General features: G+C 59.4%; 13 protein-coding genes and 1 pseudogene. 8 read left to right on the forward strand and 6 right to left on the reverse strand.

The annotated features are described in order from the left end of the window. The first annotated feature begins 93 nt into the window (after positions 1-93). The 3 genes from brnQ to QP027_RS08265 all read left to right on the forward strand — a co-directional run bounded on the left by brnQ (position 94) and on the right by QP027_RS08265 (position 3,755). Positions 94-1,431 carry a branched-chain amino acid transport system II carrier protein gene (brnQ, locus tag QP027_RS08255; protein WP_284826988.1) on the forward strand — a complete coding sequence of 446 codons (1,338 nt, stop codon included), beginning with the start codon at positions 94-96 and terminating at the stop codon, positions 1,429-1,431. A gap of 70 nt (positions 1,432-1,501) precedes the next feature. Beyond that, positions 1,502-2,527 (forward strand): LLM class flavin-dependent oxidoreductase, encoded by a 1,026-nt coding sequence (locus QP027_RS08260; protein ID WP_284823978.1) that lies wholly within the window; start codon positions 1,502-1,504, stop codon positions 2,525-2,527. A 451-nt stretch (positions 2,528-2,978) separates the two neighbouring features. Next, positions 2,979-3,755, forward strand: coding sequence for a GntR family transcriptional regulator (locus QP027_RS08265; protein ID WP_284823980.1), 777 nt, complete (start codon positions 2,979-2,981; stop codon positions 3,753-3,755). Here the strand turns inward: QP027_RS08265 and QP027_RS08270 are convergent. From QP027_RS08270 to QP027_RS08295, 6 genes and pseudogenes are all read right to left on the reverse strand, one after another. Next, complete coding sequence (locus tag QP027_RS08270) at positions 3,752-4,756, reverse strand: alcohol dehydrogenase catalytic domain-containing protein (protein WP_284823981.1); 1,005 nt, start codon at positions 4,754-4,756, stop codon at positions 3,752-3,754. The two genes, QP027_RS08265 and QP027_RS08270, sit on opposite strands and share 4 nt — an antisense overlap. Then, positions 4,753-5,427: an HAD hydrolase-like protein gene (locus QP027_RS08275; RefSeq protein ID WP_284823983.1), complete on the reverse strand. Its 675-nt coding sequence runs from the start codon at positions 5,425-5,427 to the stop codon at positions 4,753-4,755. The genes QP027_RS08270 and QP027_RS08275 overlap by 4 nt, the downstream gene beginning before the upstream one ends. 22 nt (positions 5,428-5,449) lie before the next feature. Beyond that, positions 5,450-7,123, reverse strand: coding sequence for a phosphonate ABC transporter, permease protein PhnE (gene phnE / locus QP027_RS08280; protein WP_284823985.1), 1,674 nt, complete (start codon positions 7,121-7,123; stop codon positions 5,450-5,452). Then, on the reverse strand, positions 7,124-7,945 hold the full coding sequence (gene phnC / locus QP027_RS08285) for a phosphonate ABC transporter ATP-binding protein (protein ID WP_284823987.1): 822 nt from the start codon (positions 7,943-7,945) through the stop codon (positions 7,124-7,126). Between the two features lie 18 nt (positions 7,946-7,963). Beyond that, positions 7,964-8,899, reverse strand: a pseudogene (locus QP027_RS08290) (phosphate/phosphite/phosphonate ABC transporter substrate-binding protein). Between the two features lie 159 nt (positions 8,900-9,058). Further along, on the reverse strand, positions 9,059-10,174 hold the full coding sequence (locus QP027_RS08295; protein ID WP_284823988.1) for a TIGR03364 family FAD-dependent oxidoreductase: 1,116 nt from the start codon (positions 10,172-10,174) through the stop codon (positions 9,059-9,061). 224 nt (positions 10,175-10,398) lie between these two features. Between QP027_RS08295 and QP027_RS08300 the strand changes: the two genes are divergently transcribed. The 5 genes from QP027_RS08300 to QP027_RS08320 are packed head-to-tail and all read left to right on the forward strand — an operon-like array spanning position 10,399 to position 15,831. Next, positions 10,399-11,187: a GntR family transcriptional regulator gene (locus QP027_RS08300; protein WP_284823990.1), complete on the forward strand. Its 789-nt coding sequence runs from the start codon at positions 10,399-10,401 to the stop codon at positions 11,185-11,187. A gap of 45 nt (positions 11,188-11,232) precedes the next feature. Beyond that, a complete protein-coding gene (locus QP027_RS08305) occupies positions 11,233-12,714 on the forward strand; it encodes an ABC transporter substrate-binding protein (RefSeq protein ID WP_284823991.1) in 1,482 nt (493 codons plus the stop codon). After that, complete coding sequence (locus QP027_RS08310) at positions 12,711-13,649, forward strand: ABC transporter permease (RefSeq protein WP_284823992.1); 939 nt, start codon at positions 12,711-12,713, stop codon at positions 13,647-13,649. Before QP027_RS08305 ends, QP027_RS08310 begins: the two co-directional genes overlap by 4 nt. Next, positions 13,646-14,455 (forward strand): ABC transporter permease, encoded by an 810-nt coding sequence (locus QP027_RS08315; protein ID WP_284823993.1) that lies wholly within the window; start codon positions 13,646-13,648, stop codon positions 14,453-14,455. The genes QP027_RS08310 and QP027_RS08315 overlap by 4 nt, the downstream gene beginning before the upstream one ends. Next, positions 14,452-15,831, forward strand: coding sequence for an ATP-binding cassette domain-containing protein (locus QP027_RS08320; protein WP_284823994.1), 1,380 nt, complete (start codon positions 14,452-14,454; stop codon positions 15,829-15,831). The genes QP027_RS08315 and QP027_RS08320 overlap by 4 nt, the downstream gene beginning before the upstream one ends. Positions 15,832-15,866 lie beyond the last annotated feature (35 nt).

The following is a 15,866-nucleotide window of genomic DNA, read 5'->3' on the forward strand; positions in this document are numbered from 1 at the left end:
TGCGTAGGGTATTCTCCACTTAATTGTTTTGAGTACCCCTTTGGAAGGTTCCCCGTGAGTACAACCCCCGCACCAACTAACCAATCGCGGACGATGATTATTGTCGTGACCGCGCTGATGCTGTTTTCCATGTTCTTCGGCGCAGGAAACCTAATCTTCCCTCCGATGATCGGTGTAGAAGCGGGCACCAGCTTCTGGCCTGCGATTCTCGGCTTTATCGGCTCCGGCGTGATCCTTCCGGTTCTCGCTGTTATTGCTATTTCACTGTCCGGTAATAATGTGCGCGACCTTGCACGTCGTGGCGGCGTTATCTTCGGCATCGTCTTCCCGATCTTGGCGTACCTGTCTATTGGTGCCTTTTACGCTCTTCCACGTACCGGCGCGGTGTCGTTTGAGACCGCGATTACCCCGATTACCGGCTGGGACTCGCTACTGGCGTCGGGCATTTTTAACACCATCTTCTTCGGCATCGCCCTAGCACTGTCGTGGAACCCGAACACAATCATGGACTCACTGGGCAAGTTCCTCACCCCAGCCTTGGTGATCCTGCTGATTATCCTGATCACCCTGTCCGTGACCACCATGAACGGCGAGGCGGGCGCACCAACCGAGAAGTTTGCCGACGCCCCGATGGCGACCGGCCTGCTCGAGGGCTACCTCACCATGGACTCCATCGCCGCACTGGCGTTTTCCATCGTCGTGATTTCCACCTTGCGCTACAAGGGCTTCCCGGAGGGCAAGCCGCTGGTCACCGGCACGATTCTTGCCGGCGCTGGCGCAGGCCTCCTCCTCGCAATGATGTACTTGGGCCTGGGCTTCATCGGTCGCGTCATCGAAAACGGGGAACAGTACGAAAACGGCGCACCGCTGCTTTCCGACGCCGCCCTGCAAACCATGGGCCAGCCTGGCCAGATCATCTTCGCGCTCATCGTCCTGCTCGCCTGCATGACCACCGCCGTCGGCCTAATCACCTCCACTTCGGAATTCTTCAACACCATTACCCCCGGCGTTTCCTACAAGACCTGGGCGGTCATCTTCGCCGTTGCCTCTGCCGCAATGGCTACCCAAGGCCTGTCCGCTGTGATGGCCATTGCTGCTCCAGTGATTACCTTCCTGTACCCACCGGCCATCGCGCTCATCTTTATCGCACTAATCGAGCCACTTTTCCGCGGCAAGACCTACTTCTACTGGGCGTACCGCATCCCGCTGTGGGTTGCAGCGATCTGGTCCGCATATTCCGTCGTCCTCGGCATGGGCTGGTTGCCTGAGGCCGCGGGTGCGGCAGTGAATTGGTCCCCGATGCAGGATCTCTCCCTTGGCTGGGTCCTGCCAGTCGTGGTTGCCTTCATCATCGGCCTTGTCATCGACTTCGCCCAAAAGCGCGAGGCACCCGCCGATGACCGCTCGTTTGTTGCCCGTATGGCGGTATAGTCGTCGCTAAGCGCAAATTTTTCGTACCTTCCGTAGGGTTGTGAGTATCAACTCAACGGAAGGTACTTTTATGTCTCGACTCCCCTTGTCACTCATTGATTTCTGCATGATCTACGACGGCGAAACAGCCGGCGAGTCCATGCAACGATCGGTCGAACTGGCGCAGAAGGCGGAGCGCTTGGGGTACTCCCGCATCTGGTACTCCGAGCACCACAACATGCCGACGATTGCATCGTCCTCGCCAGCCGTACTCATTGCGCATATCGGCGCGCGAACCGAGAAGATTCGCCTTGGTGCCGGCGGCGTTATGCTGCCCAACCACTCCCCCTACGTGATCGCGGAGCAGTTTGGCACCCTCGGAGAGCTTTATCCTGACCGTATCGACTTGGGGCTCGGCCGCGCTCCCGGCACGGACCAGAACACGCTGGGGCGTGCTTTGCGACGAGACCCCCGCGCCGCCGAAAACTTTCCCAACGACGTTGTCGAGTTGCACGGGTACTTCACGGGTCGACCGACCGTTCCGGGCGTGACCGCGGTGCCGGGCGTGGGCGTCAAGATGCCGTTGTATATCCTCGGCTCTTCGATGTTTGGCGCGTCGCTGGCCGCAAAGCTTGGGCTTCCATACTCCTTTGCTTCCCACTTCGCCCCCGCGCACCTAGTACAGGCCACGACGTACTATCGGGAAAATTTCGAGCCATCGGAAGTACTGTCCGAGCCGTATGTGATCGCGGCGGTCAATGTCACCGCTGCCGACACCCGCGAGGAAGCCCAGGAGCAGTTCGAGGGCGTCTGCCGTTCTCGCGTCAAGCGCAAGATCAGCCCTGGCGGTCGCACGCTTACCGACGAACAGCTGGACCAGGTGGTCAACTCCTACCAGGGTCAGCAAATCATCGAGATGTTGAAATTCACCGCAGTGGGAACCGGCACGGATGTGGTGGAGTATCTGGAGCAGTTTGCCACCATGGCGCAAGCGGACGAGCTCATGATCTCACTGCAGGGCCGGACCAACGCCGAAGCCCAACGATCCATGGAGATCTTGGCCGATGCATGGGAGCTTGACCCGAATGCCCCCGCCGGGGCTCCCGGCTCCTTCTAGCGCTTTGGGTTAATAGCTCACCCATCGACCCCGCCTCTCAGTGGAGGCGGGGTTTTGTCGTTCGCAGATGAAGAGGCAATACAATGTCTCTCAGAATTGGCGATACATTTGCTTTGCCCACGAAGTATTTTGGCGACACTTAGTATCTATACCCCCATCTACCCCCTTGAATTTCATTCGATTTCCGTTCCTGATCTTTACCTTCCCGTATAGTGAGAAAAGTCACGTCTGTAACCTGCGCTTTTACAAACATGGAAACCATTAAAAGTATATACAAGCTATTTTTGCCGTCCCCCAGCCCCGCTCATGCAGTTTTTCATTTCATGCCTGGCGCACATGCATGTACAATCAGTGTCGAATAGATAACGCGGAAACCATTTCCGTGTTGCTTTATTCACACCAGAGATTAAGAGAAATAGCCACCTTACGCTTTACCCAGAGAAGAGAAAACATGTCGACGTTGAGGCCCCCTCAGCAACATGAAGAGATTGCAGAGTTTATCCGCCAGGAGATCTTTTCCGGCCACTTTAAGGCCGGCGATCCGCTACCTTCTGAGGCCGAACTTTGTAAGCAATTCGATTCATCGCGTGGACCCGTACGCCAGGCGATGTCTACCCTCCGCGCCGAAGGCCTGATTTCATCGGGTCGCGGCCGCCGATCAATCGTGCTAGATAACACACGCACTGAGTCTTTCGATGCCGTGTTCTCGGTCAGTGCTTGGCTAGGTGCTCTCGGCAAAGAACCGGGACAGCGCACCTTGTGGGTGGCGCGTCAGCCAGCGTCAAGCGAGATCGCGGAAGCGCTCGAGATTACCGAAGGCGATCCAATTTTCTCCGTGCATCGCGTTCGCTCCGCTGATGGCGTCCCGTGCTTGGTCGAACGGATGCACTTTCCAAGCGAAGTTGGTCGCCTGATCATGGACTTTGATACCGACTCTGGCTCCCTGCACCGTCACCTGCTGCGCGCCGGCGTCGACTTTAATAACGTCTCCCGCGTATTGACTGCAATTCCGGCAAACGAAGAAGATGCCAAGGCGCTCAAGGTGGAGGAAGGCTTCCCGCTGTTCCGTATGACCCTGCGATCGTACACCCATGCCGGTGAAGTCATCGAATACGCCGACTACCGCTACCGTGCGGATCAGATCCGTTTAGGCATGAACAACGTACGAGGTTCTTCCTCCCCACTCTGGGTAGAAATTCCTGACCAGTGGGAAGATAACCCCTCTTAAGGGACAACGATCGTCCGCATCGCGCCGTCAGGGTGCGCGAAAGCGATAGGTAGGTCTGCCAGAGGGATCGGCCCCCCAAGGATGCGCCCCCACGGCAAGACACTGCCGAAGGTGACAAGGAAGTCCACGGCTTGCTTGATGTGCCGAGGCTCGTAGTTGTGCACTCCCGTAATCGTGCGCCAACCGCGCACCAGCCACTCGGGGTCGAGGTTGATCGGCTTCGTCGGTGTAACACTGCCAGCCAGCACAGCAATCCCGCCGACCTTGAGCGCCGCAACGCTATCAATAACGCCTTGACGCGCGCCGGAAAGCTCTAGGACCACGTCGACTTTCACGTCGCCCACAGTACGGACAAGCCGATCCACTACCCCGTGCGCAATGCTTGACGACGACTCATTCGGATCACACCCAATAACCTCAGCTGCACCGTGGCCACGCGCGGCGGCGCAAGCGATGAGGCCGAGCATGCCGACCCCATTGACCAGGACGGTTTTGCCGGAAAGGTCCCCCGCTGCCTCGATAACCGCCATGACCGTGGCCACGGCGCAACCAGCGGTGGAGGCGGCACCATCGGAGACAGAATCCGGCACCTCCACTACCTCTTGCCCAGCAACAACATGGATGTGGCTGGCATAGGTTCCAGACAACGGCCACGGCGAGGAATATTCTTCGTGCCCGGCCTTCATCACCGTCGTGCACTTCGCCGTCAGCCCCCGGGTGCACATTGCACAGGTACCGCACACCGCAGTGACCGAAAAGACCACGCGAGTACCTACAGGGACAGTTGCTCGTCGAGAAGCGACAACGACGCCAACACCTTCGTGCCCGAGGATGGATGGACATGGACTCGAGCGTCGCCCCTCCACCGTGTGGCGATCAGACCCGCAAATCGTCGCGGCCGTGAGCTCGACGAGGAGCTCGTCGGTGTTCAGCTCGGGTAGCGGAATGTCGATCAGTGTGAAGTCCAAACCTCCCTGCCACAGCTGCGCGCGTGCAGTCATTCGCTCATCACTTCGTGAGCTGGCAGTTCGGCAATAGATGGAAGCACGATATCGGCCCCGAGGTCCGCGAAATTCTCGCTAGTGAGATGCCCAGTAAGAACCCCGACTGACGTGACTCCAGCACGTCGCGCCGACTCGATGTCAGCTGCTGTGTCACCCGCGCTGATGACATCCGCGGGGTCGGTGATGCCCGTCTGGCGCATGACGTCTTGAATCATAAACGGCTCAGGACGGCCCATGGACACTTCGTCGCCCGTGCATGAAGCGTCGATGGTCGTGCCGACCTCCCAGCCCATCGCGCCGAGGATAATATCGGCGATCTCCCGAGAGAATCCTGTGGTCAGCGCGACTTTCACGCCACGATTGCGCAATCCGCGCAGCGCGTCTTCGACACCATGCAGCGGCACCGGCGGGTTCTCGGTGTAGGTGCGGCGAAGCTCCGCACGGAACCATTCCCATGCCTTATCGACGACCTCATCGGTTGCCTCTACTCCGCCGATCGTGAGAAGTTGGCCGATGGCGTACTTCTTCTCGGTGCCCATGTACTGCTGGAACTCGTCGTCGCTATAGCGGGCACCTTCGCGCTCAGTGGCTTCGCGAAGCACGCGGTAGACCTCGTCGCGATCGTCGATAGTTGTTCCTGCCATGTCAAAGATGGCTAGTTTCTTCATTGGTTTTAGCCTTTCGGGCTGGTTAGCGGATAGTTTTGCGAAGCCACATGGAGATGCCTTCGACAACAAGGACCACGGCGACCATCAGAATCAGGATCATCGTGACCACATCGAATTGGTTGATGCGCGATGCGTTGAGAAGGAGGAACCCGATACCGCCGGCGCCGACAACACCGAGCAGCGTTGCCGAACGGATATTGGTATCCAGCAGGTACATCGTGTGCGCAATAAACGCCGGAGCTGCTTGGCGCACCGTGGCAGAGAAGAACACCTGGGGCCCCGTGGCGCCCGCTGTCCGGATCGCCTCTTGGACTTCCACGTCAGTCTCTTCGAGCGAATCTGCAACAAGCTTGGACAACAGGCCGACGGCACCCACTGAGAGCGCCAAGGTGCCTGCAACTCCACCGAGGCCAGAAATCACCACGAAGATGATCGCCAAGATGAGCTCGGGGATACCGCGAACAACAACAATGAATCCGCGGAAGAACTGATGCACGTACTTGTTGGAAACAACGTTGCGCGCAGCGAGCACACCTACGGGGATGGCGATGACTGCGCCGATGAGAGTCGCGGCAAGAGCAATTTGGATCGTGACCACCAGCTGTTCCAGCATCGTGTCAAGCGCTCCCCCGGTAGATGGAGGGAAGAACAGCCCCAAGGTCTGAGGCAGGTTGAGCAAGCCCGTGGCCAGTGCCTTACCGTCGATGTTGACTTCCCAGAACGCCCAGATGGTCAACACGATCAGGAGCACGACAACACCGAAACGGTTGAGGCGGTTCTTCGACCACGGTGGTGTGAGGACGACGTCGTTAGCGCCAGTCTGACGATCTTTGTTCAGTGCCCGATCAACCCACGTTCCGCCCTGAACGCTGCCACCGCTGCCGCGCATGATGGCGGCGCGTGTAGCTCCCGAAATCATCTCGATCACGATGCACAGCGCCAAAACGATAAGTGCCAGGGCCATGCCACGCTGATAGTCAAGGACTCGGAGTGATTCCGAAATGGCCAGGCCGATGCCGCCCACGCCCACGTAGCCCAACAGGACCGAGGTGCGCAGGTTGATATCAAAGCGGTGGAGCGCAGTGGCGATCATCTGTGGGAGGAGGACCTGCGGAATCGAGGCCCACACCTGCTGGCGACGCGTGCCACCAGCTGATTCGATGGATTCGCGCGGGCCGTCGTCAAGCTCTTCGATTGCGTCCGCGTAGAGCTTCGCAATCATTCCGACGGAGTGAATGCCCATCGCCAAGATGCCCGCGGTTGCGCCGAGACCGAACATGCGCAGGAACACAATCGCCAGGACGAGGTCTGGAATGGCGCGAGCCAGCACGGTCAGCGCACGCCCGGTGAGCTGCGCCGTTTTGCTTGACGACGTCGGGCGCGCCGACATCAGAGCCACAGGGATCGACAGAACTACCGCCAACAGGGTCGAAAGGAAAACGATGGCCAGGGTCTCAAGGATAAGGCCGATGGTCTCACCTACGGGTGGGAAGTCTAGCGGGAACATACGCCCCACGAAGTTCACGGCGTTGTCAAAGGAATTGGCAATCGTCGCAAAGTTGATGCCAAGCTCGGAGATCGACCAAGCACCGCCGACGACAAGAGCAATTCCGACGATCAGCGCCGCGATGTTGTTCGCGCTCGTTTTTGGACGCGCCGGGGCCTGGATGTCACGAGGTTCAAGTGTCGTGGTCATTTATGAATGCACGTCCTCATCTTCGTTGAGTGGCATTCCCGAGACCGACGAGTAGATTTCCGAAGCCTCTGCGGCGGAAAGCCCCGCGGTTTCTCGGTCGAGGACAATCTGTCCGCTGCGCAGGCCAATGATGCGATCCGCGAAATCGATCGCTAGCTGCACCTGGTGCAAGGACGAGATGACGGTGAGGTTGTCTTCCTCGGAGATCTGCTTCAGCAGGTTCATCACGTCGTTGGACGACACTGGGTCGAGAGAGGCGACCGGCTCGTCGGCAAGCAAAACTTTGGGGTGCTGCATCAAAGCGCGAGCGATTGCGACGCGCTGCTGCTGACCACCCGACAGGGTGTCCGCGCGCTGGTACGCGCGATCAGCAAGACCCACGCGGTCAAGCTTTTCCAGAGCTTCGCGACGAACCTCTTTCGGGTACATCATCAGAGAAAGACGCGGCCCCTTGAGGCTGCCAAGGCGGCCGGTGCAGACGTTTTCCAACACCGACATGGGCCCGATCAGGTTGAAGGACTGGAAGATGACACCCACATCGCGGCGCAGCTCTCGCATCTCCTTGTTGTTCAGTTCTGGAACGTTCTTACCAAGCACGCGGATCTCGCCGGTGGTCGGCATGTGGAGGCCGTTGATGTGGCGGAGAAGGGTGGATTTGCCTGAGCCGGAAAGACCCAGGAGAACGGTGATTGCTCCCGTTTTGAATCCGACGGTGATGTCGTCAAGGCCGAGGACTCCCCCGCCAAAGTCCTTGGTTACATGGTCGAGTTGTACAGCGTAAATCTCATCGACTTCGGCCTGAAATTCTGCAGAAGCATTCATCGTTGCTCAAATCCTCTCTTAGCCGACGTTCTGACAAGCGTCAGCTTCGGTGACCTTGCAGATGTCTCGGATCGCGTCAAAGTCCGCGTCGGTGACCTCCACGTAGCCGTACTCGATTTCTTCTGGCAGGACGCAGTCTTCCTCAGACTCGCAGATGCCGGCTTCAACCATTGCTGGCTTGTTGGCCTTTTCACGCAAGATGGTCATTATCTCGTTAGCCGTTTCTTCGCCCAGGGAGTCGAAGTTGATAGACAGCGGATCCTCGGTGATCGGGTCGGACTCCCAGACGGACTTCAGCGCGCCTGGTTCAATTTGGCCGGACCCTTCGAGGGTGGTCAGCATCGTGTCGTGCGCGAATGCTACGTCGCAGGTGCCCGAATCAAGCGTTAGCAGCGACGCGTCATGCCCACCAGCGAGAACCTGCTCGAGGTCAGCGTCCATATCCAGGCCGGCGTCCATGATGCCCTTCATTGGCACGAGGTAACCGGAGGTAGAGGCCTGATCGACAAAGCACACCTTCTTGCCCTTCAGATCTTCAAGGCCCTTGATGTCTTCATTGTCGGCCTTGACTTAGGCCAAGGAGGTGTAGGCAGGTGCTTCGTCCTTGTCGTTGGTTGGGGAAGCTGCGGCTTCCATGTTGATGCCGGAATCCTTTGCGATCACGTAGGAGAACGGGCCGAAGGAAGCAACATCGATCTGGCCGGCGCGCATGCCCTCGATCACTGCTGCGTAATCGGAAGCATTCTGGAACTCAACAGTTTTGCCGGTCTCTTTTTCCAGCAGCTTGGTCAAGTTTTCGAATGAGGACTCAAGGCTCGCGGAGGATTCCGATGGAACGGCGGCGAAGGTGATGGTGTCGCCGCCGGACGAATCGGAGCCACAGGCAACAAGGCCCAAGGCAGTCACGGTGGTGATGCCGGCGATTGCGCCAGCGCGGAAGAGGTTCAGGGACATGATGTCAGGCCTTTCACGGATGGTGGGATTGTCAGGTTCAAGGCTGATTCTGCACCATGTAATCCCACTTGTCTAGGCGAGTTGAATCTGTTCATATACAAGTAACCTTGTGTTCTCCTGATGTCTTTTTCAACGCACGCTTGTCGACGACCGCTCCAGTCAGAACCCCTCAACACTGCCACCGCGCAATGCCAGATCCGCAACACCAAACGACAACGTCATGCCGATACCCGAGGTCACGACCATAACCGTGGTCTTTTCATCTGGACGCTCCAGGACAAGGTTCGTCGTGGCAGAATCGGAGTAGCGACCAAGCCAGCGCTGCTTTACCCGAGGGGCTTCGATCCCCAATAGCGACGTAGCCCGATCCAAGAGCGTGGATGCCACGTCTTCTTCAATGAAAGGTTCCGGAGTGAGGCTGTAGGCGTGGGAATCACCGATCAGGAGACCTGCATCGATACCAGTAACCATGAGATTTGCGATCATTGCCACCAGCTCCGGCTCGCGCTGGGCAAGCTCGGCGCGCAGTTCAGGAACACTTTCCATCGCCGCAAAACCGGCGTAGCGAGCCAGTGAGGTACCCGTGAGCATTCCAAACTCTGGGCCAAGTCGGCTGGGGCGCTCTATGAGGGACATCGCCAAGGTGCACACGCGCACACCGTGATCCTCCGCCAACCCCGGAAAGAGCCCCATGAGCTTGTATCCAGGGCAGGCAACCACATATCGAGCATCAAAGGCACCACGAACGGTCTCGACAACGCCATCACCGATGCCCGTGACCTGCGTGTTCCAGGTAAAATCGACACCTTCACCTCGTAGCCACTCCACGATACGTGGCGCGACTTCGCGTGGGTTGACGCGCACGTCCTGCGGTAAGTGTGCACCGCCGACGGCACCCAAGCCCGGATTGGCCAACGCATCCGCGATTTCCGCCGCCCCAACCAAACGAGCTTGATCTTCACCTCGATGGCTTGAAAACTCTCGCAGAACCTGCATCTCAACATCGGTCATGACGGGGATCCAGGTGCCGGATTCGGCGGCCCAAAATCCCACGTCATGGGCAGCTTCGAGCCACCCTCGCCTCGCCCGGGCAGCCACGGGCTGAATCAGATCAGCCTGGCCAGTAAAACAGGCGTGGCCAAAGTTTTGGATGGACGATTCAACGGGGCGATCCCCCGCCTCAATTACGTGCACCGTTTGCCCCTGCTTATGCGCAAGGTAGGCCGTAGCTAGGCCAAGGATTCCGGAGCCAACAACAATTAGGTCATGTGTCATGAGTTCATTGTGTCCCGCAAACCCCCACAGTTCCACACCTGCCTAGACAAGTTAACCCAATGTTCATCTTTTGTGGACAAGTCAATGCGGAAAGTGACCACAATATGGGGGACAGAGCGCGTTAATCGAGGGCGAAACACCATTCGCCAATGCGGCTGTGGCACAATCTTGTTAAACACTGAGACGTCTCAACTAGACAAGCACCACGTGAAGATGAGGATGCCATGACTACCGTCGAACCCAGTCGGCCTTCGACTAGCGCTTCGACTAGCGCCGCCACAAACCAAGACATCGCGGCCTACCTCCGCTCAGCCATTCGCGACGGCACCTTCCAGCCCGGCGATGCAATCCCCTCCGAAGCCGACCTGTGCCGACAATTTGGCACCGCGCGAGGAACAGTCCGTCAAGCAATCGCTACCTTGCGCTCTGAGGGCCTCATTTCTTCCGGCCAAGGTCGCCGCTCTCGTGTCTTAGACAAATTGCCATCACAGTCTTTCGATGGCGTCATTTCATTTTCCCAGTGGTGCCGAAATTCCGGCGTGGTGCCAGGCCAAAAGACCCAATGGGTCACACGTACCTTCGCGGGTGAGCAACTTGCCGCCGAGCTCAACATCGATGCCGACGACTCGGTGGTAAGCGTCTTCCGCCTCCGCCTCATGGACGATGTACCCGCGATGGTCGAACGCCTCAACTACCCGCTTGAAGTGGGCAAGCACATCCTTGCGGTTGATACCGACTCCGGTTCCATCTACGAGCACCTCTTAGCCTCAGGCGTCGACATTGATCACGCCACCCGCGTCATCGACGCAATCGGTGCCACTGACGAAGATGCCAAGCTTCTCGACATCGCACCCGGCACCCCCATGCTTCGCGTGCGCCGCCGCGCATTTAATTCTGCAGGCGTACCCATCGAGTCCTCGGACGATCGCTACCTCTTCGACAAGGCAAGCTTTGCAGTAACGACGAGCCGCGGCACACCTCAGCCGGTGTCAATGGTGTCACAAAGCGACTGAGACGAATTTCACCTCACATGCCATGACACACTACCCTTACTGGTCATGACCCCCTCTAGAACCATTCGGTTCGGCGCCGCCCTCGTGGCAGCGTCACTTCTCGCGGCTTGCTCCGCCGGCTCCACCTCGACTGAAGTCGGTCGAGTGCAAGGGGTAGGCATCGTCGTCGGTACCTCCGGCGCCCCGGCCTCGCTCGATTTCACCTCCACCGGTGGCGCTGCGATTCCACAGGCCCTCATGTCCAACGTCTACGAGACACTCGTACGCATCGACGAATCCGGCGACCCCCAGCCCCACTTGGCGCAGGATTGGGAGCTTTCCGACGATCGCCTCACCTACACATTCAAGCTTCGCGACGATGTCACCTTCTCCAACGGCGACCCGTTCGATGCTCACTCCGCGGCGTTTTCCATCAACTACGTCAAAGAGAAATGGACCAACGGTCTCAAAGCCCAAATGGACCCAGTGGAATCGGTGGAGACGCCAGACGACCACACGCTCGTCGTTAAGCTTGCTGAGCCCTCAAACCGCTGGCTGTGGTCAATGGGCACCTTGACCGGCGCGATGATGACGCCGGCGGGAGTAGCAACGCTAGCCACCGAACCGATCGGCACCGGGCCGTACACGCTGAAGCGATTCACCGTGGGGGAATCCGTGTCGTTCGAGGCTCGCGACGACTACTGGGCAACGCCTGCGCATGAAGATGCGGCGATTCGCTACTTCTCGGATTCTGTAGCCACTGTCAACGCACTACGCGCCGGCGACGTCGATGTGGTCTGGGCCCTGCAAGCCCCAGAGCTGCTCGATTCGTTGGAAGACGAGTTCGCTGTCAACGTCGGCACCACCAACGGCGAAGTGATCTTTTCCATGAACAACAAGGCAGAACCATTCGACGACCCCACCGTGCGCCAAGCAGTCGCCTACGCCGTCGACCGCGATGCCCTCAACCAAGTCGTCTGGGAAGGCATGGCTACCAACACGGGAGGCGCGCCCATCCCACCAACCGACCCGTGGTACACCGGTGAAGACTTCTACCCCTTCGATCCAATGAAGGCGGAAGAACTACTGGCGGGCCGAGAGCCCGAAATCACCATTTCGGTGCCAAGTCTGCCGTACGCGCAAACAGCCGCCGAGCTTCTTTTCTCCCAGCTCCGAGAGGTCGGATTCAAGGTAACCCTGGAGACGCTGGAGTTCCCAGCCGTGTGGCTGGGCCAAGTGATGGGCCAAAAAGACTACCAAGCTTCTCTCATCGCGCACGTTGAGCCGCGTGACCTGCCGGCACTGTTCGGCAATCCCGATTATTACCTCGGCTACGATTCCGCCGCGGTCCGCGAGGAAATCGCGCTCGCCGACGAATCGGACCAGACCGAGCACATGACAAAGGCGGTGGAGCACATTATGGCTGATGCAGCCGCGCTCACCTTGGCCAACACGCCAAACATCGTGGTCACCGCGCCCGGGATCACGGGAGTACAACCGAATGTGATCACTGACGGATTGCCGCTTGCCGGGGTGGATCGCCCATGATCTACCGCCTCATCGCCCGCTTCGTTGTGATGCTGTTTCTTGCCAGCGTCATCATCTTCGTCCTGCTGCGCGCAATCCCCGGCGACCCGGCGCGCATCGCCCTTGGAGTTACCGCGACAGAGGATGCCGTCGCCGAGCTATCCACGCGTCTAGGCACCGACCGCCCACTGATCAGCCAGTATTTCGACTGGATAGGGGGCCTTCTCACGGGAGATTTCGGAATCTCACTCGCCAGCCAGCAAGACATCACACCACTGGTACTCGATCGCGCAGCGGTGTCTTTTATCCTTTGCATCGCGGCAATGGTCGTGTCTCTCGCCATCGCAGTTCCGCTGGGAATCTACCTCGCCCGCCACAACGGCAAGCGGCGCGCAGAATTCCTCTCGGCCCTCACGCAGGTAGGCATCGCGGTGCCGAGCTTCCTCGTGGGCATCCTCCTAGTCGCGGTGTTCGCCGTCGGCTTAGGCTGGCTGCCAGCCAACGGTTGGGTCCCGCCTGGGTATGACTTTGGCCAGTTCGCGGCGCGCCTCGTACTGCCCGTGATCGCATTGTCGCTGGTGCAGGCCGCCATCCTCACCCGCTACGTACGCAGCGCCATCCTCGAAGAGCTGGGTAAGGACTATATTCGCACGGCCCGGGCGATGGGGTCGTCGAGAAGCGAAGTGCTTTATCGGCATGCCCTGCGTAACGCTGCCCTGCCGGTGCTGACGGTCACGGGGCTGCAGCTGACCAGCCTGATCGTCGGTGCGGTGGTCATCGAGCGCGTGTTCGTGATCCCGGGGCTCGGTTCGATGCTCATCGATGCGGTGGCTAATCGCGATCTCACCACGGTGCAAACAGTCATGATGCTACTCGTGGTGTTCACCCTGGTAATTAACTTTTTCGTCGATCTGGCCTACCGCGTGCTCGACCCGCGATTGAAGGGGCAAGCATGAACCTGAACGGAAAAATTGGTGGCGCAATCGTCGCCGTCGCGGTGCTGACCGCTGTGTTGTCGCTGCTGTGGACTCCATACGATGCCACTCAAGCGCTTGTCGACGACCGCCTCTCCGGCCCCACTTTCGCGCACCTGATGGGCACGGATCAGTTCGGTCGTGACATTTTCTCGCGGATCCTCGAGGGTTCTCGCATCACACTGTCGATCGGCTTGGTCGCGGTGGCTCTCTCCACCCTGATCGGCGTGCCGCTAGGCATCGCGGCGGGCATGCGGCGCGGCTGGGCGGAAACTCTGATTATGCGTGGCGCCGACTTACTTCTGGCGTTTCCCGCGCTGCTGCTTGCGATCGTCTTTACCGCCGTGTTCGGGGCCTCGACGGGCATCGTCATGCTGGCGATCGGCATCGCGGGCATCCCCGGGTTTGCCCGCGTCGCCCGCGCCGGGACCCTGCGTGTGATGACGCAGGACTTTATCCTGGCCGCGCGTATCTCCCGCGTCCCAGGGCCTTTGATTGCGTGGCGCCACGTCCTGCCAAACATTGCTGGCGTGATCATCGTGCAGGTCTCCGTGTCTTTCGCCCTAGCCATCCTCGCTGAAGCCGGCCTGTCCTTCCTCGGGCTTGGTACGCCGGCTCCGTACGCCTCATGGGGCCGCATGCTGCAATCGTCGCAAGGCTTTCTGGCCTCCGCACCACATTTGGCGATCTTCCCCGGCCTAACCATTGCGCTAACCGTGCTCGGCTTCAACCTGCTTGGCGACGGCCTGCGTGACATGCTCGACCCAACCTCAAGGAGGCGCGCATGATTCGCGTGGAAAATCTCACCATCGACGGCATCCTCTCCGACATCAACCTGACTATCGCACCCGGCGAGCGCCTCGGCATCATCGGCGAATCAGGCTCCGGCAAGTCTATGACCGCGCTGGCGATCATGGGTTTGCTGCCGGCCGGGCTGCGCGCGACAGGCACCGTCGATGTCGATGGTGTGGACATGGTGGCCGCGCCCGAACGTGTGCGACGCACCGTCCGTGGAACCAAAGTAGGCATGGTGTTTCAAGAGCCGATGTCGGCCCTTGACCCTTTGATGCCGGTGGGACGCCAAATCGCTGAAGCCTCCTCCCCCGAGCGCGCACGCAGCCTGCTGGGAGAAGTTGGCGTCGACCGCTACAATGCCTACCCGCACGAGTTGTCCGGTGGCCAACGCCAGCGCGTGCTCATCGCGATGGCAATCGCTGGCGACCCCGACCTCCTGATCTGCGACGAGCCCACTACCGCGCTAGACGTAACAGTGCAGGATACGATTTTGAAGCTGCTCGATTCGCTCGTCCAATCCCGCGGCATGGCGCTCATGTTCGTCAGCCACGATCTGGCCGTGGTGCAGCGCATGACCGACCGCGTCTTGATATTCCACCAAGGCAGTATCGCTGACCCCGAGTCGGACTATGCAAAGAAGCTCATTGCTGCGGCTCAGCCTGGACCGCCAGCGCATGCGCACTCAGTCGGCGAACCTATCGTAACCTTGGACAATGTCTCCCTCACCCGTGGCACAACACTTGCCGTTGACGACGTCTCCTTGACAATCCGACGCGGCGAACGCCTCGGCATCGTCGGCGGCTCCGGCTCCGGCAAGACGTCGCTGCTACGCCTGATCGCCGGGCTCTCGACTGCAGACCAAGGCACCGTTGAGGTCGGCGGGCGACTCCAGATGGTGTTCCAGGATCCGCAATCGTCGCTCAACCCGCGAATTAAAGTGGGCAAATCCATCCGCGAATCCGGCGTCGACCAAGCACGCACCGACGAAGTCTTAGACCAAGTCGGCCTCCCCGGAGTTTCTAGCCGCTTCCCCCACGAATTCTCCGGCGGCCAGCGCCAGCGCATCTCCATCGCGCGTGCCGCTGCGCCTCGCCCCGAGATCTTGCTTGCCGACGAGCCCGTCTCCGCCCTCGATGTCACAGTACGCCGTCAAGTGCTCGCACTACTCGATTCGCTTGTCGACGAATACGGGCTCACTTTGGTGTTTGTCTCCCACGATCTCTCCGTGGTCCGCGAGGTCTGCCCGACCATCGCAGTCATTCACCAAGGGCGCATCGTAGAAACTGGGCCCACTGAGGAGATTTGGGCTAACCCGCAACACGAGTACACCCGCTCGTTGCTCCAGGCGATCCCGGGCGCCTGTGGATAGATTTGTTGTTTTCCACAGATTTCGGACATTACGCC

The sequence above is a fragment of the Corynebacterium breve genome, assembly GCF_030252165.1.
Classification (GTDB): Bacteria; Actinomycetota; Actinomycetes; order Mycobacteriales; family Mycobacteriaceae; genus Corynebacterium; species Corynebacterium breve.